The 23,429-nt window shown below is 70.6% G+C and carries 18 protein-coding genes, 1 pseudogene and 1 riboswitch; of the genes and pseudogenes, 11 read left to right on the forward strand and 8 right to left on the reverse strand.

Annotated elements, in window-relative coordinates; all coding sequences use genetic code 11:
- Positions 1-9 precede the first annotated feature (9 nt).
- Positions 10-342: pseudogene (locus ACLQ2R_RS29115) on the forward strand (amino acid--tRNA ligase-related protein); the annotation flags it as partial.
- Here the strand turns inward: ACLQ2R_RS29115 and ACLQ2R_RS29120 are convergent.
- Entirely contained in the window at positions 320-1,648 is a 1,329-nt protein-coding gene (locus ACLQ2R_RS29120; RefSeq protein WP_425964023.1) for a cytochrome P450, read from the reverse strand. The pseudogene ACLQ2R_RS29115 and the gene ACLQ2R_RS29120 sit on opposite strands and share 23 nt — an antisense overlap.
- Before the next feature lie 539 nt (positions 1,649-2,187).
- Here ACLQ2R_RS29120 and ACLQ2R_RS29125 point away from each other — a divergent pair.
- On the forward strand, positions 2,188-2,436 hold the full coding sequence (locus tag ACLQ2R_RS29125; protein WP_386239504.1) for a LuxR family transcriptional regulator: 249 nt from the start codon (positions 2,188-2,190) through the stop codon (positions 2,434-2,436).
- Positions 2,437-2,695: 259 nt separating this feature from the next.
- Here the strand turns inward: ACLQ2R_RS29125 and ACLQ2R_RS29130 are convergent, their stop codons facing one another.
- A complete protein-coding gene (locus tag ACLQ2R_RS29130; RefSeq protein ID WP_425964024.1) occupies positions 2,696-3,658 on the reverse strand; it encodes an NlpC/P60 family protein in 963 nt (320 codons plus the stop codon).
- Positions 3,659-3,750: 92 nt separating this feature from the next.
- Positions 3,751-3,897: riboswitch (cyclic di-AMP (ydaO/yuaA leader) on the reverse strand.
- Between the two features lie 557 nt (positions 3,898-4,454).
- On the opposite strand from ACLQ2R_RS29130, the gene ACLQ2R_RS29135 reads away from it, so the two are divergent.
- From ACLQ2R_RS29135 to ACLQ2R_RS29155, 5 genes are all read left to right on the forward strand, one after another.
- A complete protein-coding gene (locus ACLQ2R_RS29135) occupies positions 4,455-5,021 on the forward strand; it encodes an amino-acid N-acetyltransferase (protein ID WP_425964274.1) in 567 nt (188 codons plus the stop codon).
- 216 nt (positions 5,022-5,237) lie between these two features.
- The gene (locus ACLQ2R_RS29140) at positions 5,238-6,323 is read left to right on the forward strand and encodes an RDD family protein (protein WP_425964025.1); all 1,086 of its coding nucleotides are present in this window, start codon (positions 5,238-5,240) and stop codon (positions 6,321-6,323) included.
- Positions 6,324-7,995: 1,672 nt separating this feature from the next.
- Positions 7,996-8,328 (forward strand): histone-like nucleoid-structuring protein Lsr2, encoded by a 333-nt coding sequence (locus ACLQ2R_RS29145; RefSeq protein WP_362799437.1) that lies wholly within the window; start codon positions 7,996-7,998, stop codon positions 8,326-8,328.
- A 279-nt stretch (positions 8,329-8,607) separates the two neighbouring features.
- Entirely contained in the window at positions 8,608-11,115 is a 2,508-nt protein-coding gene (locus ACLQ2R_RS29150) for an ATP-dependent Clp protease ATP-binding subunit (protein ID WP_425964027.1), read from the forward strand.
- 369 nt (positions 11,116-11,484) lie between these two features.
- Complete coding sequence (locus tag ACLQ2R_RS29155) at positions 11,485-12,435, forward strand: TIM barrel protein (protein ID WP_425964028.1); 951 nt, start codon at positions 11,485-11,487, stop codon at positions 12,433-12,435.
- A gap of 130 nt (positions 12,436-12,565) precedes the next feature.
- On the opposite strand, the gene ACLQ2R_RS29160 is transcribed toward ACLQ2R_RS29155, so the two are convergent.
- Complete coding sequence (locus tag ACLQ2R_RS29160) at positions 12,566-13,441, reverse strand: A/G-specific adenine glycosylase (protein ID WP_425964029.1); 876 nt, start codon at positions 13,439-13,441, stop codon at positions 12,566-12,568.
- Between the two features lie 164 nt (positions 13,442-13,605).
- Between ACLQ2R_RS29160 and ACLQ2R_RS29165 the strand changes: the two genes are divergently transcribed.
- Positions 13,606-14,346: a hypothetical protein gene (locus tag ACLQ2R_RS29165; RefSeq protein WP_425964030.1), complete on the forward strand. Its 741-nt coding sequence runs from the start codon at positions 13,606-13,608 to the stop codon at positions 14,344-14,346.
- Positions 14,347-14,806: 460 nt separating this feature from the next.
- Here the strand turns inward: ACLQ2R_RS29165 and disA are convergent, their stop codons facing one another.
- The 5 genes from disA to ACLQ2R_RS29190 all read right to left on the reverse strand — a co-directional run bounded on the left by disA (position 14,807) and on the right by ACLQ2R_RS29190 (position 19,084).
- Entirely contained in the window at positions 14,807-15,892 is a 1,086-nt protein-coding gene (gene disA / locus ACLQ2R_RS29170) for a DNA integrity scanning diadenylate cyclase DisA (protein ID WP_425964031.1), read from the reverse strand.
- 121 nt (positions 15,893-16,013) lie between these two features.
- The gene (gene radA, locus ACLQ2R_RS29175) at positions 16,014-17,417 is read right to left on the reverse strand and encodes a DNA repair protein RadA (protein WP_425964033.1); all 1,404 of its coding nucleotides are present in this window, start codon (positions 17,415-17,417) and stop codon (positions 16,014-16,016) included.
- 83 nt (positions 17,418-17,500) lie between these two features.
- Positions 17,501-17,815, reverse strand: coding sequence for a thioredoxin (gene trxA / locus ACLQ2R_RS29180; RefSeq protein WP_425964035.1), 315 nt, complete (start codon positions 17,813-17,815; stop codon positions 17,501-17,503).
- Positions 17,812-18,192, reverse strand: coding sequence for a MerR family transcriptional regulator (locus ACLQ2R_RS29185; protein WP_386239513.1), 381 nt, complete (start codon positions 18,190-18,192; stop codon positions 17,812-17,814). The genes trxA and ACLQ2R_RS29185 overlap by 4 nt, the downstream gene beginning before the upstream one ends.
- 193 nt (positions 18,193-18,385) lie before the next feature.
- Entirely contained in the window at positions 18,386-19,084 is a 699-nt protein-coding gene (locus ACLQ2R_RS29190; RefSeq protein WP_425964036.1) for a class I SAM-dependent methyltransferase, read from the reverse strand.
- Between the two features lie 163 nt (positions 19,085-19,247).
- On the opposite strand from ACLQ2R_RS29190, the gene ACLQ2R_RS29195 reads away from it, so the two are divergent.
- The 3 genes from ACLQ2R_RS29195 to ACLQ2R_RS29205 all read left to right on the forward strand — a co-directional run bounded on the left by ACLQ2R_RS29195 (position 19,248) and on the right by ACLQ2R_RS29205 (position 23,284).
- Positions 19,248-20,057, forward strand: a complete 810-nt coding sequence (locus tag ACLQ2R_RS29195; protein ID WP_425964037.1) for a sugar phosphate isomerase/epimerase family protein — start codon at positions 19,248-19,250, stop codon at positions 20,055-20,057.
- 11 nt (positions 20,058-20,068) lie between these two features.
- Positions 20,069-20,845 carry a TetR family transcriptional regulator gene (locus tag ACLQ2R_RS29200; RefSeq protein ID WP_425964038.1) on the forward strand — a complete coding sequence of 259 codons (777 nt, stop codon included), beginning with the start codon at positions 20,069-20,071 and terminating at the stop codon, positions 20,843-20,845.
- A 288-nt stretch (positions 20,846-21,133) separates the two neighbouring features.
- On the forward strand, positions 21,134-23,284 hold the full coding sequence (locus ACLQ2R_RS29205; RefSeq protein ID WP_425964039.1) for a (Fe-S)-binding protein: 2,151 nt from the start codon (positions 21,134-21,136) through the stop codon (positions 23,282-23,284).
- The last annotated feature ends 145 nt before the right edge of the window (positions 23,285-23,429 follow it).

Below are 23,429 nucleotides of genomic sequence, written 5' to 3' on the forward strand. Positions count from 1 at the left end.
TCCGCGGCCGCCCGCCGGCACCGGGACAACCCGCTCCTGACCGAGAGGCGGGACCTGATCGGGTTCGGCACCGAACTCGGCACCGAACTCGGCACCGCCTGCTCGGAGCCGGTCGACCCGGTCGAGCGGCGCCGCCGTCCCACCGGGCGGTCGCCGCTCGCCGCGGGCGGCGCCCCCGAGGCCGTGCGGCTTGACGAGGGCTTCCTCGCCGCCCTGGAATATGCGATGCCGCCCGCTCGCGGCACGGGGCTGGGCACCGACCGGCCCGTCGTGGCCCTCACGGGCGGGAACATCCGCGAGACCGTCCTGTTCCCGCCGGTCAAGCCGCCGGGCCGAGCCTGACGGGAAGCGCGGCCAGGCCGCGCAGGACGACGTTCTCCTTGTACGGGGGCGCCGGGTCGGCCAGGACCAGGCCCGGTGCCGCCGTCGCCAGCGCGGAGAGCGCGACCGTGCCCTCCAGGCGGGCCAGCGGCGCGCCCAGGCAGAAGTGCGCGCCCAGGCCGAAGGCCAGGTGGCGGCCGGGGCGGCGCTCCAGGTCGAGCCGGTCGGGCTCGGCGAACACCTCGGGATCGCGGTTGGCCGCGCCCAGCAGCGCCATCACGCCCTCACCCGCCCGGACGCGCGTCCCGCACAGGTCCGCGTCGGCGAGCGCGACCCTGAACGTGAGCTGCACGGGCGGGTCGTAGCGGAGCAGCTCCTCGACCATCCGCGACCCGTCGCCGCTGCCGTCGCCGCTGCCGCCTTCGCGGAAGCGGTCCAGGGCTCCGTGCCGCAGCAGGGCCAGGGCGCCGTTGCCGATCAGGTTGACCGTGGTCTCGTGCCCGGCCACCAGCAGCAGCACGCAGGTGGCCAGCAGCTCGTCGACGGTGAGCGCGCCGGTGCGGACGAGGTCGCTCAGCAGGTCGGGGCCGGGCTCGGCCCGCCGCCTGGCGGCCAGTTCCGCGAAGTAGGCGCGAAACTCCGCCCTGGCCGCCTCCCGCTCCGCCACCACCCGCTCCGGGAGCATGAAGTCCGGGTCCAGCCCGCGCGCCAGTGCCTCGCTCCAGCCCTGGAAGCGTGCCCGGTCCTCGGGGGGTACGCCCAGCAGCTCGCTGATCACCCGGACCGGCAGCGGGTAGGCCAGGGCGGCGATCAGATCGCTCTCCCCGCACCCGCTCCCGGCCTCGTCCCCGCCTCCGGACCCGTTCCCCGCGCCGCCCTCGCCCCTGCCCGCCAACGCCGTCATCGACCCCGTCACCTGCGCCGTCACCGACCCTGTGACCGACCCCGTGACCGACCCCGTGACCGACGCCGCCACCGAAGCGGCCAGCTCGACGGCGACGGACTCGACGCGGGGCCGCAGCCGCTCGATCATCCGTGCCGTGAAGGCCCCGCTCACCAGGGAGCGCAGCCGGGTGTGGTCCGGCGGGTCCATGGTCAGGAACGAGCGCGCCACCCGGCCGCGCCGCCGAAGGTCCGAGCCGTGACCGAACCGCGGGTCGCGCAGCAGCGCGGCGCAGGCGGCGTACCCGGTGGCCACCCACATGCCGGACGCCGTACGCGTCAGCGGCCCGTGCTCCCGCAACCGCCGGTAGTGCTCGTACGGGGCGCGGGTGAAACCGGGGGCGGAGGGGTCGAATCCCAGCAGGTCGGAAACGGCGGTGCTCACGGTCCTCCGTGCAATGTGGAGGGGTTTCTGCATAGCGCAGAAACCCCTTCTAGTATGGCCAATATCCCGATGCGGGGGTGATCACGCGCGACACTTCGCAAATCCCGCGAATGAGACAGCCGTGCACCATTTCCTGGTTTTTTACGGGGCACCGTCAAGGAGACGGGGGTGTGATCACCGCCGTGCGGGGGGCAGGGGGGCGGGTGTCCCGGAAAATACGGGGGAGCGTGCCCGTCGCGGGCTCGGCCTCCAGGGGGTCGCGGCGCCGGTCACGCGGACGAAACCTTGTTCTGTGGACATGCCCATCGCCGCAGGCAGAGGGTGGTTGCGAGCCCGTGCCCGCTCAGGGTCGTGACTTAAGCGCAAAGGCGCTGACATATCCTGAGTACTTCACGTATAGCCTGCTATGTCAATAGTGCGGACGCGCTATGAAGGGCGGAACTTGACGACCTTTGAACAAGGCGTTTACCGTTCCTGGCGGGTGGTAATCATTCCTGGCGCCTTAGGCCCGGTTTCCAGAGTGGGGGGAGTGACTCTTGATGGCATATCCCGAAGTGGATTCACGCCATGGCGACAGCCCCCTGGGCATCGGAGACATCGGTCTCAGCGAGGACGATCTCGTGCTGCTGGCCGAGCTCGCCAAGGGCGTCACCGTGGACCGGGTGGGCCGCAGGCTCGACATCAGCGGCCGGACCGTCAGGCGCAGGCTCAGGGGCATCTGTGACCGCATCGGCGTCGCCACCGCGATCGAGGCCGTGGCCTGGGCGGCTCGCCGCCGCCTGATCTAACCGCCCGCGCCTGCGGGCCGCCCGGAAGGACGGTCGTCACCTGGTTCGACGGGATTCCCGGCCGCCCGCGCGTGCGGACCGCCCGCCTGGGCCAGGCGGCCTCGGCCGCGACGGTCCCCCGGCCACCCGCGCGTGCGGGCCGTCCCGTCCCGGAGGAAGCGCGGAGGCGTCCCCGATCCGGGGGGAGCGCGAGATCGCCCCCGGCTCGGAGACGGTGCGGGGCCGTCCTTCCGCCCGGGAAGGCCGGACGGCCCGGCGGTCAGCCGGCGACGCGTACGCCTCCCACGAAGGGCCGGTTGTCGATCGTGGTGATGTGGATCACGTCACCGGTCCTGGGCGCGTGGACCATCAGGCCCGCGCCGATGTAGATCCCGACGTGGTGCAGGTCGGAGTAGAAGAAGACCAGGTCGCCGGGGCGCAGCTGGCTCCTGGAGACGCGGGTGCCCGCGGTCCACTGGTCACCGGTGTAGTGCGGCAGGCTGATCCCGACCTTCTGGTAGGCCCACATGACCAGGCCGGAGCAGTCGAAGGAGTTGGGCCCCTCGGCACCCCAGACGTACGGCTTGAGCTGCTGGGTCAGCGCCCAGCGGGCGGCCTCGGCACCCTTGCCGGCGCCCACGATGGGCGCGTCGACCTTCACCCGGGCGCCCCGGTTGCCGACGGCCTGCGAGCGCACCTCCTTGAACAGGTCGCTCTCCACCCGCGCGACCAGCCGCTCGATCCTGGTGCGCTTGGTGTCGATCTCCGTCAGCAGCTTCTTGACCTCGGAGGTCCTGGCCTTGGCGCCGGCCTGGGCCCGCTCCGCGGACTCGATCGCCCGCGCCACCTGGGCGACCTCCTCGCTCTGGCGCTGCTGCAGGGCGTAGGTGGTGGTGGCCTGGTCGAGGAAGGCGTCGGGGTCGGTCGTCTGGGTGAGCGCGAGACCGGAGTTCAGGCCGCCCGACATGTAGCTGCTCTGCGCCAGCAGCGCGGCCTTGGCCCGGCGTGACTCCAGCTCGGACTCGCTGGTGGCGAGGGTCTTCTCGGCGCTGTCCGCGGCCCGCTGGGCCTGCTTGAGCTTGACCCGCTCGCCGTTGTACTGCTCGGCGAGCGTCTCGATCTCGTTGTGCAGCTTCTCGGCCTGCTCGGCCAGTTGCTTGAGGCTGGGCTCCGGGTCGGCGGTGGCCGCGACCAGGGGGGTGCCCAGCGTGAGAGTGGCGAACGCCAGGCCGATGACCGCCATGCGGCGGCGGAGCCCTCGCGGCGCGCGTCGTGGACGGCGGGCGTCGCCACCCGCTCGGTCTCCTCCGCGGTCGCGCGTGCGCTTCACCAATGGACTCCTCTCCTCGGCCGCCTACCGGGTTAGCTGACGGGTTCGGGCCGGAGGCAGCCCTACCGGGTGCGCCGGTGGCACTCGGATTCACCCCAGGGACACGGTGGGTCCCCGGTTCTTCCCTGCGGAAGATTCGGCGGGTCAGGCTCTTTCACATGTCTGACATCGAGCACGGAGATTAGTCGACCCGTGGTTCCTGCTCAACCAGAACCCTGAATTCAGTAGAGGTTCCGCAACTGAAATGTCACGGGCGGATCACATCTCACAATGATCACTGTTGCCTTTGCGCGGCCTTTGCCTGGTGCTTCACCAGGCCCTCGGGGGTCGGCCCAGCTCCGGAACCGTACCAAAGATGAAATGGGCCACACCACGGCACCCCCGTGCCCAGTGTGGTAATGCCACTACCAAGGGTCATGGGGGAGGGGTGGTGCGTGAGTTAGGGATGAGCCGTAATTGGAGGTCGGCGGGCGACGTACGCTGATCGGTCATGGAGCAGGTTGCGGAACAGTCTGCGGCGCCGGTCGTGCACACCCCCGCCGAGACCGGGCGCGGGGCCGGGCACGAGTCGGGACACGAGGCGGGGTGCGAGGTCGGGCACGCGACCGGACGGGCGAACGGACGCGAGTCCGTACGCGGGAACGGCTCCCGGGACGGCGCGGAACGGGACGGCAGCGAGCAGGACGGCGAGGAGCGGGGCGATTCGTCCATGGTCGCGGAGGCCGCCGAGATCACCGTCCGGCGTGCCCGCACCCCGGACGTCCGCGCCATCAGGCGCCTCGTCGACACCTACGGCGGCGCGGGGCCGCGTCTGCTGGAGAAGGCCACCGTCACGCTGTACGAGGACGTCCAGGAGTTCTGGGTCGCCACCGACGGGCAGGGAGAGGTGGTCGGCTGCGGGGCGTTGCACGTCCTCTGGGAGGATCTGGCCGAGATCCGCACCGTCGCGGTCGATCCGGCCCGCCGGGGGGCCGGGATCGGGCACCGGATCGTCTCCGCGCTGCTGCGCACCGCGGTCGATCTGGGCCTGCGCCGGGTCTTCTGCCTGACGTTCGAGCTCGACTTCTTCGCCCGGCACGGTTTCCGGGAGATCCAGGGCACGCCCGTCGCCCCGGAGGTCTACGCCGAGCTCCTGGCCTCCTACGACGAGGGTGTCGCGGAGTTCCTGGATCTGGAGCACGTCAAGCCCAACACCCTGGGCAACACCCGGATGTTGCTCCACCTGACACGCGAGCCCGACGCGAGTGACTTTGAAGCTGACAAGGTGGAAAGGTGACTGTTGTTACCTATGTCGATACCTTGTGCTGCAACAGGCATGTGCGTCTGACATCTACCACATGCACATTCAAAGTGAGGTGACGCGGTGAGCACCGGACAGCCGCCGTATCCACAGGATGATCCCGATCGCGATCGCACACCGTCGGGGCACCCGGAATACGGACAGCACAACGCGGGTCGAGCCCCTGGCGGTCTCGACCCCGACGTAACGGTCGTGGGTTATCGGTCGGAGGCCTCACAGCCGAACACCGGTCCCGGTCAGGCCCAGGGGTACGGCCAGCAGGGCTACGGCCAGCAGGCCGACTACGGGCAGCAGGGCTACGGCCAGCAGCAGGGCTACGGCCAGCAGGGCGGCACGGGCGGTTACGGCCAGCAGCAGGGCTACGGCCAGTCCTCGCACGAGCAGTCCGGCTACGGCCAGCAGGGCACCGGCGGCTACGGGCAGCAGGGCGGGACCGGCGGCTACGGGCAGCAGGGCGGCTACGGCCAGTCCTCGCACGAGCAGCCCTCCTACGGCCAGCAGAGCACCGGCGGCTACGGCCAGCAGGGCGGCACGGGCGGCTACGGCCAGCAGCAGGACTACGGCCAGCAGGGCGGCGGGTACGGCCAGCAGCCCTACGGGCAGCAGTCGTCCCAGCCCTCCTACGGCCAGCCCGACTACGGCCAGCAGCAGGGCTACGGCCAGCAGCCGACGTACGGCCAGCAGGGCTACGGTCAGCAGCCCGACTACGGGCAGCAGGGCTACGGCCAGCAGCCGGCCTACGGGCAGCAGGGCTACGGGCAGCCGTACAGCGGCGTCCCGGGCGCTCCGGCACCCCTCGCCGAGTGGTGGCAGCGTCTGGTGGCGCGCATCGTCGACGGGATCCTCCTGGGGATCTCGACGGCGATCGTCACCTTCATCCTGAGCTTCGTGCTCATCGCGCTGCTCGGCATCAACAGCGTCAGCACGGAGACGAGCTTCGTCGCCTCCCTGATCATCTCCCTGTTCGTCGCGGTGGTCTACTTCGTCTACGAGTTCCTCATGCTCAAGAGGAACGGGCAGACCGTCGGCAAGATGGTCATGGGCATCAAGGTCGTCCCCGTCGGCTCGGTCCTGCCCCCCGGCGGACTCAGCTCCGACATCGCCCTCAAGCGCGCCGGCGTGCTGTTCGGCCCGCAGTTCCTGTCCTGGGTCCCCTTCCTGAACTGGGCGGCGAACATCTTCTCGCTCGTGAACGTCCTGTGGCTGCTGTGGGACCAGCCGCTGCACCAGGCGCTGCACGACAAGGTGGCCGAGACGGTCGTCGTGAAGATCAAGTAGTTTCCCGGACGACGGGACCGGCGGTTCGTCCGCCGGTCCCGTTTTTCGTACCCGGGCGGCCTTCCCGGACGCGGGGCCCACGCGCCCCCTCGCGCCCTTCTCGCGCCCGCCCCCCACACGCGGCCCTTCTCGTCGCAGGCGGGCTTTCCCGTACGGACCCTGACGCGGGATCCCGCCCGTGAGGAAGTCCGTGGCCCTCGCGCCCGCACGTTCCTCCCGGACCCTCCCGCACATCCCTTCCCGTGCCCTCACGTTCCCTGACGCCTTCGCGCTCTCACGCACGGCCCTTCACCACGCGCCTTCACGAACGCGTCCTCGTGTACGCGTTCCCCACGCGAGACCCGCCGGGCCCGCGCCTTACACCCGAGCCCGGATCCGCCCCTTACACCCGAGCCCCGGATCCGCGCCCTTCCCCGGGCCTTCGCACGCGGCTTCTTCTTACACGCGGCTTCGGGCGCGGCCCGGAAAACGGGGCGCGGGGGATCGCGGTAACGGTCCGGCCCGCCGGACCGTCACGGTGCCGTAAAAACATTTGCCCCCGGCACGCCGGCCGGACTTATGGCCCGCTCTCGGCCTCCTCCGGTGAAAATACCCGTCCTCGACACTCGGCGGCGTCCTCGATACGTCTATGCCTCTCAATGGCGGATCGTCCACCGTCGGTGGTCCGCCCACCACTCACCGAATGACCGATCCCACTCGCCCCGGACATCCCGCGTGACGCTCCCGGGTTTTCTGTGGTTCGTCTTCCGGGGCGCGTTCGCGGCGGCCGGTGAAGGCCTTCTTGGAGATCCGGGCAGGGCGGACGCGGCCGTGGCGGGGTTGTTGTGAGGGGGGCGCGCCTTTGGTGGTTATACGGTCTACGACTATGTGCCGTCTACCGGGACGGGTCGCACTCTCGGCAAGAAAGCGTTGAAGATCCGTCTTGTTACGTGGACTGCACCCCATCGGTTCGGGCAGGGGTGATGAGGTGACCGGCTCCGTGCCCCGTCGTTCCAGCGGCTCCGGGCATTCCCGTGATGAACCCGGCCGCCGCGATCCCGGTTTCACCACGGGAGGGCGTTCTTGTCACGCGTGCCCCTGAACAGGGCTTCCGGCGTAGGGGACGCGCCGGCGCCGAGGCCGGGAAGCCCGTGGGGACGGGTATTCCCCGCGTGCGGACGATCATCTGTTCGGCCGGGCTGTTTTTCTTCCCGGCTTTACGGCCGCAACCGGTAAGGCGGCTGGAGAGAAGCATTAGGCTGGAGAGCGACGGGCGTGGCGCCCCTGCGACGCATGCCGCAGGTCGGTGGCGCTATGGTCATCCTTGAGCGGTTCCGGGCCGATGGGCACGCGCCCGTGCCCGGGAGTCGCCACATTTCCCCGGCCTAGAAAGCATCCACGGTGCGGAGCGAGGACGAATGTACGCTGTATTGTCCGCGTTGATACCCCCGGCGGTCGTCGGCGGGGCCTTCATCTACGGAGTCGTCAAGTTGGTCCGGAGTGAAGCCGCCGGCCGGCGCCCGGCAAAACAGGCCGATCCCGCCGACACGCAGAAGAGCTGATCCACGGCGGGCCTCGACGGGGAGTCTCGGTTCCCTGTGAGAATCGCCGAACTTCTGGAATTGCCGCTCTTCGGTCGCGGGTATATGTTTAGCTTGCGAATGAAACAATACTCCGCGAAAGGATTGTGTAGATGGCCAAGCAGATCCAGGAGATTCTCATCGACGACCTCGATGGGGGGGAGGCCGACGAGACCGTCACCTTCTCGATTGACGGCACCAGCTACGAGATTGACCTGAGCGACGTTAACGCCAAGAAGCTGCGTGACTCCCTCTCGCCTTTCGTGCAGAGTGCCCGCCGTTCCGGTGCCCTGGCCACCCGCCGCCGTCGCGCGGGCGGAGCGCGGGCACTCACCCGCGAGAAGAGCGCCGACATCCGCGCTTGGGCGAAGGCCCACGGGATGAACGTCAGCGAGCGCGGACGGATCGCGTCCAAGATCGTCGAGGACTACGAGCGGGCTCACTAGATCGGTCCGTACGATCGAGTGAATCATGCGGTTATGGCGGTCACGGTGGGGTCCGGTGGCGGCCATGACCGCATGATCTGTTTCACGGGTTGAGAAACGTCGTTCGCTTGCGGCGTAGCGGGAACATCCCACCCCCCGTAAGTAGTTGGATGGAGGGTGAACGCCCTGCTCTCGGGGAACGTCTTCTGCATAGAGCGGTCGCCGGGTCGGGGCTACCATGCGGGATGACAGGGCCCGGATATCCCGGACCTGCCTGACCGCTCTGTGAGGAGCGACGAGATGTTCGAGAGGTTCACCGACCGCGCACGGCGGGTTGTCGTCCTGGCCCAAGAAGAGGCCCGGATGCTCAACCACAACTACATCGGTACGGAGCACATTCTTCTTGGCTTGATCCATGAAGGTGAAGGCGTTGCCGCCAAGGCTCTGGAGAGCCTCGGCATCAGTCTTGAGGGTGTGCGTCAGCAGGTCGAGGAGATCATCGGCCAGGGTCAGTCTGCGCCGTCGGGGCACATTCCGTTCACCCCGCGTGCCAAGAAGGTCCTTGAGCTGTCGCTCCGCGAGGCCCTGCAACTGGGACACAACTACATCGGCACCGAGCACATCCTGCTCGGCCTCATCCGTGAGGGCGAGGGCGTCGCCGCCCAGGTGCTGGTGAAGCTGGGGGCCGACCTCAACCGGGTCCGGCAGCAGGTCATCCAGTTGCTCCACGGCTACCAGGGCAAGGAACCGGCCGCCGCGGGAGGCCCGACCGAGGCCGCCCCGTCGACCTCCCTCGTGCTGGACCAGTTCGGCCGCAACCTGACCCAGGCCGCCAGGGAGGGCAAGCTCGACCCGGTCATCGGCCGGGAGAAGGAGATCGAGCGGGTCATGCAGGTCCTGTCCCGCAGGACCAAGAACAACCCGGTCCTGGTGGGCGAGCCCGGCGTCGGCAAGACCGCCGTCGTGGAGGGCCTGTCCCAGAAGATCGTCAAGGGCGAGGTGCCCGAGACGCTCAAGGACAAGCAGCTCTACACCCTCGACCTGGGCGCCCTGGTGGCGGGTTCGCGCTACCGCGGTGACTTCGAGGAGCGGCTGAAGAAGGTCCTCAAGGAGATCCGCACCCGAGGCGACATCATCCTGTTCATCGACGAGCTCCACACGCTCGTCGGAGCGGGCGCCGCCGAGGGCGCGATCGACGCCGCCAGCATCCTGAAGCCGATGCTGGCCCGTGGTGAGCTGCAGACCATCGGCGCCACCACGCTCGACGAGTACCGCAAGCACCTGGAGAAGGACGCGGCGCTGGAGCGTCGTTTCCAGCCGATCCAGGTGGCCGAGCCCAGCCTCAGCCACACGATCGAGATCCTCAAGGGCCTGCGGGACCGCTACGAGGCCCACCACCGCGTCTCCATCACCGACGGTGCCCTGGTGGCCGCCGCGCAGCTCGCCGACCGCTACATCAGCGACCGGTTCCTGCCGGACAAGGCGATCGACCTCATCGACGAGGCCGGTTCGCGCATGCGCATCCGCCGCATGACCGCGCCGCCGGACCTGCGGGAGTACGACGAGAAGATCGCGGGCGTGCGGCGCGACAAGGAGTCCGCGATCGACGCGCAGGACTTCGAGAAGGCCGCGGCCCTGCGTGACCAGGAGAAGCAGCTCCAGCTCAAGCGCGAGCGCCGCGAGAAGGAGTGGAAGGCCGGCGACATGGACGTCGTGGCCGAGGTCACCGAGGAGCTCATCGCCGAGGTCCTCGCCACCGCCACCGGCATCCCGGTCTTCAAGCTCACCGAGGAGGAGTCCCAGCGACTGCTCCGCATGGAGGACGAGCTGCACAAGCGGATCATCGGCCAGGACGACGCCATCAAGGGTCTGTCCCGCTCGATCCGCCGGACCCGCGCCGGCCTGAAGGACCCGCGCCGCCCGGGTGGCTCGTTCATCTTCGCCGGCCCGTCCGGTGTCGGTAAGACCGAGCTGTCCAAGGCGCTGGCCGAGTTCCTGTTCGGGGACGAGGACGCGCTGATCATGCTGGACATGTCGGAGTTCATGGAGAAGCACACCGTCTCCCGCCTGTTCGGCTCGCCTCCGGGCTACGTCGGATACGAGGAGGGCGGTCAGCTCACGGAGAAGGTGCGGCGCAAGCCGTTCTCGGTCGTCCTGTTCGACGAGATCGAGAAGGCCCACCCCGACATCTTCAACTCGCTGCTGCAGATCCTGGAGGACGGTCGCCTGACCGACGCCCAGGGCCGGGTGGTCGACTTCAAGAACACCGTCATCATCATGACCACGAACCTCGGCACCCGGGACATCTCCAAGGGGCAGGGGGTCGGCTTCGCCAAGAACAACGACGCCGAGTCCAACTACGACCGGATGAAGTCCAAGGTCCAGGAGGAGCTCAAGCAGCACTTCCGGCCCGAGTTCCTCAACCGTGTCGACGACATCGTGGTCTTCCACCAGCTCACGCCGAAGGAGATCATCCGCATCGTGGACCTGATGCTGGCCCAGGTGGGCCTGCGTCTGAAGGACCGCGACATGGGGATGGAGCTCACCCAGGAGGCCAAGCAGCTCCTGGCCGACCGTGGCTACGACCCGGTGATGGGCGCCCGCCCACTCCGGCGCACGATCCAGCGCGAGCTGGAGGACACGCTGTCCGAGAAGATTCTGTACGGCGAGCTCCGTCCCGGCCAGATCGTGAAGATCGCGATCGAGGGCGAGGGCGAGAACGCGAAGTTCACCTTCGTCGGTGAGAACGCGCCGGTCGACCGGGTCCCCGACTCGGCCGCCGAGATCGCGGAGCCCATCCAGAACTAGGCACGACGGCCCCCAGGGGCCACCGGCAGGCCCCGCCGTGAGGAGACTCACGACGGGGCCTGTCTATTTGTTACCAAAGAAGGTGTGTCCGCCACGACGGGTAGTACTACACTCTGTAGAGTGAGCTCGGCGGGGTCTCACCGCGTGATCCTCGGACCACGCCGGCCCCGTGGACCACCGGCGAGGTCAGCCTCGTGGGGTAGCGACATATCAGCTCCGGGATTGACGCGGAGGTCGCAGGCCGCGCGGGATGCTGCATGAAGCCGGGCCGGGCTCCCGGCTGGGAGAGAGCCTCCGGCTCACAGCGCCGCGAACGGCCGGCGTGGGGCGATCGGGGACCTTACGAGAAGCACGCCTTGGAGGCACCACATGCGTTTACGGCACGAGGACGGAACACTCGTTCACCTGGCCTACAACGCGGGTGTGCACCCCGCCGAGGACCTGGAGAACCTGATCGCGCACCTGACCAGGTACGCGGTGCCGGTGCGCAAGCGCCTGGGCGTGGAGCGCATGGGCGTCGGCCTCTGGCTCTCCCCGAGCGTCGCCGACCACCTCAGCGCCGACAGGATCGAGCTGGTGCGCCTGCGCCGCTCCCTGGAGGAGCGCGGCCTGGAGGTCGTCAGCCTCAACGGGACCGGCGGCAGGAACCAGGAGTCGCCGGGCCCCGACTGGGCCAAGCCCGAGCGGTACCGCTACACGATGGCGCTGGCCAGGATCCTGGCCTTCCTGCTCCCGGACGACGTCCGCTTCGGGAGCATCTCCACCATCCCCATCGGCTGGCGCCGTGACTGGCCGGCCGACCTGAACGCCATCGCCTCGCGCCGCCTGGAGCGGCTGGCCCGGGAGCTGCGCGGCCTCTACAGCGTCACCGGCAAGACGGTCAGGGTGGGTTTCGAGCCGTGGCCCGGCTGCGTGCTGGAGACCACCGAGCAGGCCCTGGAGCGGGTCGGCGGCATCGACTCCGAGCACCTGGGCGTCTGCCTGGACGCCTGTCACCTCTCAGGAGGCGCCGAGGAGCCCGGAGCCGCCCTGCGCGGCCTGGCCGCCGCCGGGGCCCCCGTGGTCAAGCTCGGGCACGTGCACAACCACATGACCGCCGCCTGCCAGGAGCTGCCCAGCACCCGCCCGATCCTGGAGGACACCCTCACCGCGATGCTCTCCGGCGCGGTGAACGGCACCGCCCACATCGAGGTGGAGACCCACGACCTGGCCGTGCCGCTGCGGGCCAGGGGGCCGGGCGCGCTGGTCAACATGATCGCCGAGGAGCTCGACTGGGCCAGGAGCAACCTCACGGCCCTGGGCCTGCGCCTGGCCGCCTGAGAGGACACGCCCCGGCCGGAGCGTGCGCGGCGTGTGATGCGCGGTCACGGGCCGCCGTCGCGGGTGGTCGCGGACTCGTCGAGGGCCGCTCGGGTCGTCCGGGGTCGTCGCGGCTCCGCGGTGCCGGTTCTCAGGCGGGGAGGCGGTAGGTGCCGTCGTCGAGGACCTCGGCCAGCCCGTCCGCGATCAGGCCGTCCAGGGCTCGCTCGCGCTGCGGCGCGTCCTGCCAGACGACGTCGAGGGCGTCCTTGGGAACGGCGCCGTGGGATTGGCGCAGCACCGCCAGGAGGCGACCGCGGCACTGGCGGTCCGTGCCCGCGTACGTCTGTCCCTTGCGTGCCGGGCCGTCGTAGGCGGGCTTGCCCGCCAGCCGCCACGCGCACAGGTCGCCGACCGGGCAGTCGGCGCAGCGGGGCGCGCGGGCGGTGCAGACCAGGGCGCCCAGCTCCATCACGGCGACCGCCCACACGGGGGCGCGGCCGGCGTCGGGGAGCAACGATGCGGCGAGCCTGCGCTCGGCCGGCGTGGTGGCCTTCGGCGGGTACTCCTCGCCGCCGACGGCCCGCGCCAGGACCCGCCGGACGTTGGTGTCGAGAACCGGGTGCCGGCCCAGGAAGGCGAAGCTGGCGACCGCGGCGGCGGTGTACTCGCCGACGCCGGGCAGCGTCAGCAGGGTGTCGTGGTCACGGGGGACCTCGCCGCCGTGCCGGTCGACGATCGCGCGGGCGCACGCGTGCAGGTTCAGCGCGCGGCGCGGGTACCCGAGCCGCCCCCAGTGGCGTACGGCCTCGCCGGGCGCCTCGCGGGCCAGGTCGGCAGGGGTGGGCCAGCGCTCCGTCCACTCCTTCCACACGGGCAGCACCCGCACGACCGGGGTCTGCTGAAGCATGATCTCGCTGACCAGGATCGACCACGGTGAGGCGCCGGGCGTCCGCCAGGGAAGGTCGCGGGCGTTGCCGGCGTACCAGTCGAGGACGGGTTCGAGCAGGCGGTTCGACTCGGGCACGTTCCGACGATAGTGCCGCCTCCGGAGTCCCCGACCCGCCTTTCTGTCCTTCGTCCGCTTTCGCCGGGCGGCCGGGCCGGTTCGCGGGCCGGGCCGCAGGCCGAAACGGGGCGGGAGCGGCGGGTCGGCTCCCCGGGCCCGTGCGAGCTGCCCATACTGTGAGCATGGACCCCGACACGTTCCGTGACGACATCGGAGCCGACATCTACTGGCGGCGCCGGATGACCGCGCTGATCGGTGTGCTGCTGGTGGTCGCCGTGGTGGCGTGGGCCTGCTCGGCGACGGGAGGCCCGGACGACGTCCGCGAGCGGAGCGGCACCGCGGGACACGCGCAGGAGCCGATGCCGGGAGTCCTGCCGCCCCTCGAGACCACCTCCCCGGCGACCGGGAGCCGCACACCGTCCCCCGGAGCACCGGAGACGCCCGGCGCGACCGGGACGCCCGGCGCGACCGGGACACCGGGTGTGACCGGGACACCCGGCACGACCGGGACGGCGGTCCGGCACAGGCGGCCGGGGCAGGCCTGCGCCGGCCGGCAGCTCGTGCTGAGCATGGAGGGCCAGGGGACGGTCTACCCGCCGGGCATCAGGCCCCGGTTCATCCTGACCCTGGTCAACGTCGGCAAGGTGATGTGCACCACCGAGGTCGGGCCGCGCTCCCTGGAGGTCCGCATCACCTCCGGCCCCGACCGGGTGTGGTCCTCCTCCGACTGCATCAGCGGCGAGACCGACCGCGTCGACCGGCTGGAACGCGGCGTCCCCTACGTCCGGGAGCTGGTGTGGGACCGCCGCCGCTCCGGGCACGACTGCGCCGCCGACCGGGTCGCGGCCCGCCCCGGCACCTACGTCGCGGTGGCCCACGCCCCCGGCCTGAGAAGCCGCAAGGCCGTCTTCCACCTGCGCTAGGAGAGCGGGCCGAACCCGTTCGGGCGGCCCCCGAGCCGTGCCCGGCCGCGAACTCCACGCCGCGCCGGGCCGCCGACTCCACGCCGCGCCGGGCCGCGAACTCCACGCCGCGCCGGGCCGCCGACTCCACGCCGCGCCGGGCCGCCGACTCCACGCCGCGCCGGGCCGCCGACTCCACGCCGCGCCGGGCCGGGCCGGGCTGGGCCAGGAGGCAGGTGGTGGATGGTCCACATGCCGGTGACAGAGGGAGCTACCGGTGGGATCCCGCCGCCGTCGCCGTCGCGGCCTCGCACGCTTAGGGCCCCGGCCGGGGCGTGAGCGGGCCGGCCGTGGCGTTCCCGTACGACACGGAGATCACCCGCCTGGCGGCCCGGCACGGCCGGGGGCATGCCGGGCCGGGCGAGGTGTGCCGGCGATCGGGTCCGTGACGGCGAACGCCCGCACGGACCCCGCACGGACCTCAGACGTAGCGTTCCAGGATGGACGACTCGGCCAGCCGGGACAGGCCCTCGCGGATGTGGCGGGCCCTGGCCTCGCCCACCCCGCCGACCTCCTGGAGCTCGCCGACGCTGGCGGCCAGCAGCTTCTGCAGGCCGGCGAACTGGTCGACGAGCCGGTCGACCACGGTGCTCGGCAGCCGCGGGACCTTGGCCAGCAGCCGGTACCCCCGGGGGCTCACCGGCGTCTCCAGCGCGTCGCTGCCGGCGTGGCCGAGGACCTGGGCGACGATCGAGAGGTCGAGCAGGTCGGTGGAGGAGAGCCGGTCGAGCTCGTGCAGGGCGTCGGCGAACTTGCGCGGCCGGCGTCCCGCCGCGGGCAGGTAGTCGCGGACGATCAGCTCGCGGTCGCTCTCCGTGCCGGCCACGAGCTCGTCCAGCTGCAGGGAGAGCAGCCGGCCGTCGGTGCCGAGCTCGACCACGTAGCCGGCGATCTCCTCGGAGATGCGCCGGACCATCTCCAGCCGCTGGGCGACCACCGCGATGTCACGCACCGTGACGAGATCCTCGATCTCCAGCGCCGACAGCGTGCCGGAGACCTCGTCCAGGCGGAGCTTGTAGCGCTCCAGGGTGGCCAGGGCCTGGTTGGACTTGGACAGGATGACCGCCGACTCCTCCACCACGTAGCGGATGCCCTCCAGGTAGAGGGCGATGATCCGCATGGACTTGCTGAGGGAGATGACCGGCAGGGAGGTCTGCAGGGCCACCCGCTGGGCGGTGCGGTGGCGGGTCCCGGACTCGTCGGTGGGGATGGAGGGATCGGGCATCAGGTGCACGGCCGCGCGGACGATCCGCAGGTCACCGGCGTTGAGGACGATGGCGCCGTCCATCTTGGCCAGCTCGCGCAGCCGCGTGGCGGAGAACTCGACGTCCAGCTCGAACCCGCCGCTGCAGATCTCCTCGACCGTGCGGTTGTAGCCCAGGACGATCAGGCCGCCGGTGTGCCCGCGGAGAATGCGCTCCAGGCCGTCGCGCAGAGCGGTGCCCGGGGCGACCGCGGCCAGGATGCTCCTGCGGCGCTCGTCGAGCCCTTTGTAGGTTGCTGCCACCTGACCCCCGTGGTCTGCCTATGGCACCCAGCTTACCGGCGAAGGCCGCGCCGGGCCCGGAATCGCCGGATGCCCGTGAACCACGGGGCCTTCGGGGCCTTCGGGGCCTCCGCCTCGGGGATCAGGTGACGTGGGTGAGGGCGTCCCAGACGTTCTCCGCCTCGACGACGTCGAAGCCCGGGGCGAAGGCCGCGCCGCGCCCGCCCACCGGGACCAGCGAGTTGTCACCGCCGCGCCGCTTGCCGCCCTCCAGCGAGCCGGCCGGGACCAGGGCCCGGGTGAAGCCCAGCCGGGCGGCCTCCGACAGGCGGCGCCGCACGTCGCGCACCGGGCGCAGCTCCCCGGCCAGGCCCACCTCGCCGAGCACCACCAGGCCCGAGGGCAGCGCCTTGTCACCGGCCGCGCTGGCCACCGCGAGCATCACCGACAGGTCGACCGCGGGGTCGCTGAGCTTGATCCCCCCGACGGTCGCGGTGAAGACGTCGCACCCGCCCAGTTTGGCGTTGAGCCGCCGCTCCAGCACGGCCAGCACCATCGTCACCCGGTAGGTGTCGAGCCCGGAGGAGGAGCGCCGGGGCTGCTGGGCCTCGGTCCTGGCGACCAGCGCCTGGACCTCGGCGGGCAGCGGCCGGGTGCCCTCCAGGGTGACGGTGACGCAGGTGCCGGGCACCGGGTCGGTGCGGTGGGAGACGAACAGGCCGCTGGCGTCGGCGATGCCCTCGATGCCGCTCTCGTGCAGGTCGAAGCAGCCGACCTCGTCGACCGGGCCGTACCGGTTCTTGATCGCGCGGACGAGGCGGAGGCGGGAGTGCCGGTCGCCCTCGAAGTGGAGCACGACGTCGACCAGGTGCTCCAGGGTGCGGGGCCCGGCGATCGAGCCCTCCTTGGTGACGTGGCCGACCAGCACGGTGGACATGCCGCGTTCCTTGGCCAGCCGCACGAGGTTTCCGGCGACCTCCCTGACCTGGGTCACCCCGCCGGGCACGCCGGTCGCCTGGACCGAGCCGATCGTCTGCACCGAGTCGACGATGAGCAGGTCGGGCTGGACCTTCTCGACGTGTGAGACCAGCGCGCTCAGGTCGGTCTCGGCGGCGAGGTAGAGGCGGTCCTGGATCGCGCCGATCCGGTCGGCCCTGATCCGCACCTGGGCGGCCGACTCCTCGCCGGTGATGTAGAGGACGGTCTGCTGGCGGGCGATCTTGGCCGCCGCCTCCAGCAGCAGGGTGGACTTGCCGATGCCGGGCTCCCCGGCCAGCAGCACCACCGCGCCGGGCACCAGGCCACCGCCCAGGACCCGGTCGAGCTCGGCCACCCCGGTGGGACGCGCGTGCGCCATCTCGGCCTTGACCTGGCCGATCGGCACGGCCGGGGCCGACACCGCCCCGGCGGAGGCCACCCGCACGCCCGCGCGGGCCGTCTCCTCCTCGACCGTGCCCCAGGTCTGGCACTCGCCGCAGCGCCCCACCCACTTGGCCGTCTGCCACCCGCACTCGGCGCAGCGGTAGCCACCAGCCTTCTTCACCATGGCCGCACGTTACCGGCCCGCACCGACAACTTTCACCCGGTACGGGCACGCCGTACCGGGTGAGAGGGATCGTGTGCCGGGCCTCAGATGTGCCCCTCCAGGTCGGCCAGGAGCAGGCGCTTGGGCTTGGCGCCCTTGATCTGCTGCACGACCTCGCCGTTCTTGTAGAGGTTGAGCGTGGGCAGCCCCATGACGCCGTACCTGGCGGTGATCTCGGGGTAGTCGTCGGCGTTGAGCTTGGCGATCGTGACGCGGTCGCCGTACTCGGCCTCGATCTCGGCCAGGACGGGCGCGATCATCTTGCACGGCCCGCACCACTCGGCCCAGAAGTCGACCAGGACGGGCTTGTCGCTCTTCAGCACCTGCTCGTCGAAGTTCTCGGCGGTCAATGTGATCATGATTCTCCTGCTTTCCTCAGTACGCATCCCGGGCAGGCCGTGGTGAACTGCGCCGCCACCTCGGCCCTGCGGATCAGCAGTGTGCGGATCTCGTCGTCGATCTCGGAGAGCTTGCGCCGGTAGACGGCCACCGAGTCCGGGCACGACCCCCCGGAGTCGTGCCCGGCCCGCAGGCAGGCCACGAACGGGCGGGCGTCGTCCAGGGTGAAGCCGACGGCGAGCAGCGACCGGATCTCGGAGACGAGGCGCAGGTCCGCCTCCCCGTACTCCCGGTAGCCGTTGGCCGAGCGCCGTGCCGAGATCAGGCCCTGCTGCTCGTAGTAGCGCAGCGCCCGGGGGCTGACCCCCGCGCGCCGTGCCAGCTCACCGATCCGCATCAATCCTCCCCGATGGGACGACGATAGACCTTGACACCAACGTCAAGGTCAAGCCGCCGCCCGTTGTTCCCGGATCCGGCGGCGGGGGGATTCTCGCGGCCGGGCCCGAAGGCCCGGCTCGGTCGGACTCCGCCGGACGGGGCGGCCGGACGCTCCGGTTCGGCCGGGTGGGAGGGCAGGCGCGTGGGTGGGGTCAGTAGAGCTTCCAGCGGAGCAGGTTGGGGTAGTCGATCTCCAGTCCGGCGGTCTCGGCGATGGCCCGCCCGGCGACCTCGGGGGTGAACTCGATGCGGAGCACCGCCTCCAGGTCGGCGCGGCGCTCGAAGCGCATGCGCAGGTCGAGCTCGGCGGCCTGCCAGCCCTGGCGGCTCCAGAACTCCTCGACGGATCGGGCCGAGTAGGTGGGGATCGACCGGGAGAACCAGCGGCCGAAGGCGCCGCGGCCCGCGTCGACGTCGATCACGAAGGCCGCGCCGCCGCGCCGCAGCACCCGGGAGAGCTCGGCCAGGCCGGGCTCGCACCCGGGTCCGAAGAAGTAGGCCCAGCGGGCGACGGCCACGTCCACGCTCGCGTCGGGCAGCGGGAGCGCCTGGGCGGTGCCCGTGTGGACCTCGACGTTCGGCAGCTCGCGGCACCGGCGCCGGGCCAGGTTCACCAGGTCCTCGTGCGGTTCGACGCCGACGACCCGGGCGGCGGTGGCGGCCAGGGACGGCAGGTGGTAGCCGGTGCCGCAGCCGACGTCCAGGACCGTCGCCCCCCGCCAGGGCCGGATGGCGGCCATGGCGGCCTCGGCGCGTCCCTCGGGGTCCACCGCCCGGTTCTCCAGCTCGTAGGTCCTGGGCGTGTTCCAGATGTTGGGGCTGGGGATGGCGCCCTTGGCGTACCTCGGCATGCCCTCACCGTAACGGTGTGATCTCGGACGCGTCGGGCTCCGGCGTACAGCACCGCTCTCCGGACCCGCTTAGGCTGGCAGAGGTGAGCGACATGAGCGAGCGGACCGGTCGGCCCGGCGGTGTTCGCGAGCGTGTGCTCCGAGCCGGAGACGAGGAAGCGGTATGAGCGTCCGTACATCCAGTGCGAAGATCGCGCTGTCCACCGCGTCGGTGTATCCCGAGCGTACTCCCGACGCCTTCGAACTGGCCGCACGCCTGGGGTACGACGGCGTGGAGATCATGGTGGGCGCCGACCCCGTGAGCCAGGACGTCGACGTCCTGGAGCGGCTGTCGGACCACTACCAGATGCCGATCCTGGCCATCCACGCGCCGTGCCTGCTGGTGACGCAGCGGGTCTGGGGCAAGGACCCCTGGGCCAAGCTGCAGCGCGCCCAGCGTGCGGCCGAGCGGGTCGGTGCCCGCACGGTCGTGGTGCACCCGCCGTTCCGCTGGCAGCGCGACTACGCCCGCGACTTCGAGATCGGCCTGGCCAGGATGCGCGACGAGACCGACGTGGTGTTCGCGGTGGAGAACATGTTCCCCCTCAAGGCCAGGGGCAACGAGGTCGTCCCCTACTCTCCCGACTGGAATCCGGTCGACTACGACTTCCCCCAGGTCACGCTGGACCTGTCGCACACGGCGGTGTCCGGGTCCGACGCCATGGAGATGTTCACCAAGCTCGGCGACCGGCTCGCCCACCTGCACCTGGCCGACGGCGTGGGAGTGCCCAACAAGGACGAGCACCTGGTCCCCGGGCGGGGTGGCCAGCCGTGCGCGCCGATCCTGGAGCGGATGGCGGGCAACGGGTACTCCGGGCTGGTGGTGCTGGAGATCAACACGCGCAAGGCGGCCAGCCGCACCGAGCGGATCGACGACCTCGCCGAGGCGCTGGCCTTCGCCCGGCTGTACCTGTCCGCCTCCGCCAGCGCATGAGAGAGCCCGTCGTGAGCGATCCCGCTGCGGGCGATCCCGTGGTGGTCGGGTCCGCTGCGGGCGATCCCGTCGTGGGTGAGGCCACCGTCGGGAGTGAGGCCGCCGTGGACGAGGCCGCCGTGGACGAGACCGTCGGGGACGAGACCGTCAGGGACGAGGCCGTCGGGAGCGGGTCCGTCGCGGACGACCCCGTCCCGGCGGCGAGGAGACGGCCGGGGCGCAGGCCGGGGTCGGCGGACACGCGGGGGCAGATCCTCGCGGCGGCGCGCGAGACCTTCGCGGAGAAGGGCTTCGACAAGGCGACCGTCCGGGGCATCGCCCGGCAGGCGGGGGTGGACCCGGCCCTGGTCCACCACTACTTCGCCGGCAAGGAGGGCATCTTCGTCGCGGCGATGGAGCTGCCGATCAACCCCGAGGACATCGTCACGGCGATCCTGGCGGGCCCGCGCGAGGAGGTCGGCGAGCGGCTGGCCAGGTTCATCCTGACGATCACCTCGGACGCCGCGGCCCGCCAGCCGCTGCTGGCGCTGGTGCGCACCGCGATGACCAACGACCAGATGGTCGTCATGATCCGCGAGTTCATGACGCGGGCGCTGCTGCGCCGGGTCGCGGAACTGCTGGGGATCCCGCCCATCCGGATGGAGGCGGCCTTCGCGCAGCTCTTCGGCGTGGTCCTGGTGCGTTACGTCCTCAAGCTGGAACCGCTGGCCTCGGCCGACATCGAGGAACTGGTCGACCTGCTCGCCCCCACGATCCAGCGCTACCTGGACCCGCCCGACCCCGGGTGAGGACCGAGGTCCCCCTCGTATCCGCGATCCGGCGATCGATGACCGGGCCCCCGTGCCCGTGAGTCCGGTGCCGTCCGGGCCCGCTCCGGCCACAGTGATCACTTCGGTATCTGGCCGGAGGCGTACAGAGCATTGTTCTGGGCACTGGGTCGGCCATAGGGTGACCACGGTCGGCCAGGGGTCGGCGCGCGGGTAAGTTACCCGTAAGTAGGCTTCGTGGGGACCCGTCGTCATCATGGGTGACCGGCGGTCGTACGCTGGCAGCCAACGCCGTCTGTGGGAGGACCCGTGCTCTGGGTAGCGATCATCGGGCTGGTCATGACAGCCGTCGCGCTCGCGCTTGCCGCGCGCCGCGTGTTGTTCCTGTACCGGCTCGCCACCGTCGGGCCACCCGCGCCCGAGCGCGTCGAGTACGCCAGGACCCACCTCGGGGAGGAGATCAAGGCCCAGCTCGTCGAGGTCTTCGGCCAGCGCAAGCTGCTGAAGTGGACGGCGCCCGGCACCGCGCACTTCTTCGTGATGTGGGCGTTCTTCATCCTGGTGACCGTCTACGTCGAGGCCTACGGCGCGCTGATCCAGGGCGCGATCACCGGCACCCCCGACTTCCACATCCCGCTGGTGGGGACGTGGCCGGTACTGGGCTTCCTGCAGGACTTCATCGCGGTCGCGGCCCTGTGCGGCCTGATCGCCTTCGCGGTCATCAGGATCAAGAACTCGCCGAAGAAGCTGGGCCGCAGGTCGCGCTTCTCCGGCTCGCACCTCGGCGGCGCCTGGCTCGTCCTCTTCATGATCTTCAACGTGATCTGGACGATGTTCCTCTTCCGCGGCGCCGCGGCCAACACCGGCAACCTCCCCTACGCCTCGGGGGCGTTCGCCTCCGACGCGACGGCCGCCCTGCTCCGGCCACTGGGCGCCCCGGCCAACGAGGCGCTCGAACACGTCGGCCTGCTGCTGCACATCGGCGTGATGCTGGTCTTCTCGGTCATCGTGGTGAACTCCAAGCACCTGCACATCTTCACCGCACCGCTGAACGTGGCCTTCTCCCGGCGCCCGAACGGCAACGGCCCGGCCCAGCCGCTGCGGATCGACGGCAAGGTCGTGGACTTCGAGGACGAGGAGCTCGACGGTGACCGGCTCGGCCGGGGCAAGATCGAGGACACCACCTGGAAGGGCTTCCTCGACTTCTACACCTGCACCGAGTGCGGGCGCTGCCAGGACCAGTGCCCGGCCTGGAACACCGACAAGCCGCTCTCCCCGAAGATGCTCATCCTCCAGCAGCGCGACCACGCCTTCCAGGTCGCGCCGTACCTGACGGCCACCGAGGAGCAGCGCGCCGACCTGCACGAGGACGTGCTGGCCCTGCTGAACAAGCCGCTGGTCGGCGAGGACGGCGTCATCCACCCCGACGTGCTGTGGTCGTGCACGAACTGCGGCGCCTGCGTCGAGCAGTGCCCGGTCGACATCGAGCACATCGACCACATCCTGGACATGCGCCGCTACCAGGCGATGGTGGAGTCGAACTTCCCCTCCGAGGCCGGCGTCATGGTCAGGAACCTGGAGAACAAGGGCAACCCCTGGGGGATGTCCGAGACCAAGCGGGCCGACTGGATCGAGGAGCTGGCCGGCCGCGAGGTCGACCCCATCGAGGTCGCGCTCGTCGACGAGAAGCTGGACGAGGACGTCGAGTACCTGTTCTGGGTCGGCTGCGCCGGTGCCCTGGAGGACCGGGCCAAGAAGACCACCAAGGCGGTCGCGGAGCTGCTGCACGTCGCCGGGGTGAAGTTCGCGGTGCTCGGCCCGATGGAGGCCTGCAGCGGGGACCCGGCCCGGCGCCTGGGCATGGAGTACCTCTTCGACATGCTGGCCAGGCAGAACATCGAGACGCTGAACGAGGTGGGGGCCAAGAAGATCGTGGCGACCTGCCCGCACTGCTTCAACACGCTGGCCAACGAGTACCCGCAGCTCGGCGGCACCTACGAGGTGGTGCACCACACCCAGCTGCTGGCCAAGCTGGTGGACGAGGGCAGGCTGGTGCCGGTCACGCCGATCGAGGAGAAGATCACCTACCACGACCCGTGCTTCCTGGGCCGCCACAACAAGGTCTACTCCCAGCCGCGCGACATCATGGCCAAGGTGCCCGGGGTGAAGACCCAGGAGATGCACCGCCACAAGGACCGCGGTTTCTGCTGCGGCGCCGGCGGCGCGCGGATGTGGATGGAGGAGCGGCTGGGCAAGCGCATCAACACCGAGCGGGTGGACGAGGCGCTGACCACCGAACCCGACACGATCTCCACGGCGTGCCCGTTCTGCCTGGTGATGCTCGGTGACTCGATCAACGAGAAGAAGAACGCGGGCGAGGCCAAGGAGACGCTGGAAGTGGTCGACGTCTCCCAGCTGCTGATCAAATCGATCAAGGGCCAGCCCGTCGAGGCTTCCTGACCCTCCTCTGATGTCAGATACGAGCTATTTCAACGGCTCGTATCTGACATTTGGTCAAGTGTTCGTGAAAAGGGTGAAAGGTCAAAAACCATTCTCCACATAACGGGAAAATCACGGTAACCTCAACGTCGCGTAGCTCATTCAA

The sequence above is a fragment of the Streptosporangium sp. DT93 genome (assembly GCF_049844535.1).
Taxonomy (GTDB): domain Bacteria; phylum Actinomycetota; class Actinomycetes; order Streptosporangiales; family Streptosporangiaceae; genus Streptosporangium.

What these genes read in the sequence shown, in the direction of transcription:
- ACLQ2R_RS29125 (WP_386239504.1), top strand. Translation starts at nt 2,188, where the DNA reads ATGGCATATCCCGAAGTGGATTCACGCCATGGCGACAGCCCCCTGGGC.
- ACLQ2R_RS29130 (WP_425964024.1), bottom strand. Translation starts at nt 3,658, where the DNA reads ATGGCGGTCATCGGCCTGGCGTTCGCCACTCTCACGCTGGGCACCCCC.
- ACLQ2R_RS29135 (WP_425964274.1), top strand. Translation starts at nt 4,455, where the DNA reads ATGGTCGCGGAGGCCGCCGAGATCACCGTCCGGCGTGCCCGCACCCCG.
- ACLQ2R_RS29145 (WP_362799437.1), top strand. Translation starts at nt 7,996, where the DNA reads ATGGCCAAGCAGATCCAGGAGATTCTCATCGACGACCTCGATGGGGGG.
- ACLQ2R_RS29150 (WP_425964027.1), top strand. Translation starts at nt 8,608, where the DNA reads ATGTTCGAGAGGTTCACCGACCGCGCACGGCGGGTTGTCGTCCTGGCC.
- ACLQ2R_RS29155 (WP_425964028.1), top strand. Translation starts at nt 11,485, where the DNA reads ATGCGTTTACGGCACGAGGACGGAACACTCGTTCACCTGGCCTACAAC.
- ACLQ2R_RS29165 (WP_425964030.1), top strand. Translation starts at nt 13,606, where the DNA reads ATGGACCCCGACACGTTCCGTGACGACATCGGAGCCGACATCTACTGG.
- radA (WP_425964033.1), bottom strand. Translation starts at nt 17,417, where the DNA reads ATGGTGAAGAAGGCTGGTGGCTACCGCTGCGCCGAGTGCGGGTGGCAG.
- trxA (WP_425964035.1), bottom strand. Translation starts at nt 17,815, where the DNA reads ATGATCACATTGACCGCCGAGAACTTCGACGAGCAGGTGCTGAAGAGC.
- ACLQ2R_RS29185 (WP_386239513.1), bottom strand. Translation starts at nt 18,192, where the DNA reads ATGCGGATCGGTGAGCTGGCACGGCGCGCGGGGGTCAGCCCCCGGGCG.
- ACLQ2R_RS29190 (WP_425964036.1), bottom strand. Translation starts at nt 19,084, where the DNA reads ATGCCGAGGTACGCCAAGGGCGCCATCCCCAGCCCCAACATCTGGAAC.
- ACLQ2R_RS29195 (WP_425964037.1), top strand. Translation starts at nt 19,248, where the DNA reads ATGAGCGTCCGTACATCCAGTGCGAAGATCGCGCTGTCCACCGCGTCG.